Raw genomic sequence first — 1,373 nt, 5'->3', positions numbered from 1 at the left:
GGCAATCCTTATGCTTCTGCTGTTGACTTTAGTTTACTTACCCGTAATAATCTTGCTAAAAGGTTCTATGCATGGGATCCTTCGCTAAATACTGTAGGAGGATATGTGCTGGTAGATGATGCAGGCAGCACAGGTACTTACAGCATTACACCTGCAAGTGCCCAAACAAATATTCTGCAATCGGGCCAGGCATTTTTTGTTCAGACTACAGCCAATGCCGCAGCATCGCTTGTTTTTAATGAAACCGGCAAATCTACTGTCAGCAACAATACCGGCTTTAGATCAGGCAATGGAACAAGTGAAGTTTTGAGAACAAGCCTGTACCTGAAAAATACAGATACCTCTATACTTGCAGATGGTGTTTTAAATGAATTTAATAACAATTATGCTGCAGCAGTAAATATGGAAGATGGACCAAAGATGGAAAACATCAATGAAAATCTTTCTATAGTAAGAGGCACAAGCAAGCTTTCAATAGAGAGAAGGCCACTCGTTGATGTAAGCGATACCTTGTTCTTACACCTGGGTAATACAACCAGCAGAAACTACCAGCTCCGTTTTGAGCCATCTAACTTCTCATCCGTTGTATCGGCATGGTTGGAAGATACCTATCTTAAATCCTCCACTCCAATCAGCATGACTGAACCTTCAGTCATTGATTTTAGCCTGGCAGCCAACACCACTTCATCTGTTGCTGAGAGGTTCAGAATAGTATTTAAAACAAGCTCAACCCTTGCTTCAAACGCAACTACTGTACAGGCCTACCAACAAAATGGGGTCATAAAGGTCGACTGGAGCATAGCCAGGGAAAATAACATAAGCAGCTATGAAGTAGAAAAATCTGCAGATGGACAAGCATTTAAAAAACTAGGTGCCTTTGCCCCAACTGCCAACAACAACACCCCGGTCTCTTATACCCTGCTGGATAAAGATCCGTTGAATGGAAACAACTTCTACCGTGTAAAAGCGATAGAAAAATCAGGAGATTATAAGTATAGCCAGGTAGTGAAAGTATTGATTGGATCAGGCAAAGCAGCCATTGTTGTGTATCAAAATCCTGTGATAGATAAAACCCTTGTGCTGCAACTAAACAACCAACCTGCAGGAAAATACTTCGTCCGGTTGTTCAATGGTCTTGGCCAACAACTCCTGTCAAGAACGATCAACCACGCAGGCGGATCATCGACACAATCTATACCACTACAATCAGTGGTAAGTAAAGGAGTATATCAACTACATGTAACAAATGGCAAAAACAGGACAACAGAACAAATCGTCGTCGAATAAAAACTATCTGCTAAACCAATCAACCCTAAAGCGATGAAAAGAAAAATATTAATACCAGTTTTATTTGTTGCGATGATGTATTGTAT

At 40.9% G+C, this 1,373-nt stretch carries 1 protein-coding gene; it reads left to right on the top strand.

The window, feature by feature from the left end; genetic code table 11:
• Positions 1–1,287: DUF8693 domain-containing protein (locus SAE01_RS24290; protein ID WP_147206426.1), on the top strand; the 1,287-nt coding region annotated here is incomplete at its 5' end.
• Between the last annotated feature and the right edge of the window lie 86 nt (positions 1,288–1,373).

This window comes from Segetibacter aerophilus (assembly GCF_007991655.1).
Taxonomy (GTDB): Bacteria; Bacteroidota; Bacteroidia; order Chitinophagales; family Chitinophagaceae; genus Segetibacter; species Segetibacter aerophilus.
Note: the sequence above shows the minus strand (reverse complement) of the source record. Positions and strands in the feature narration are given on the sequence as shown.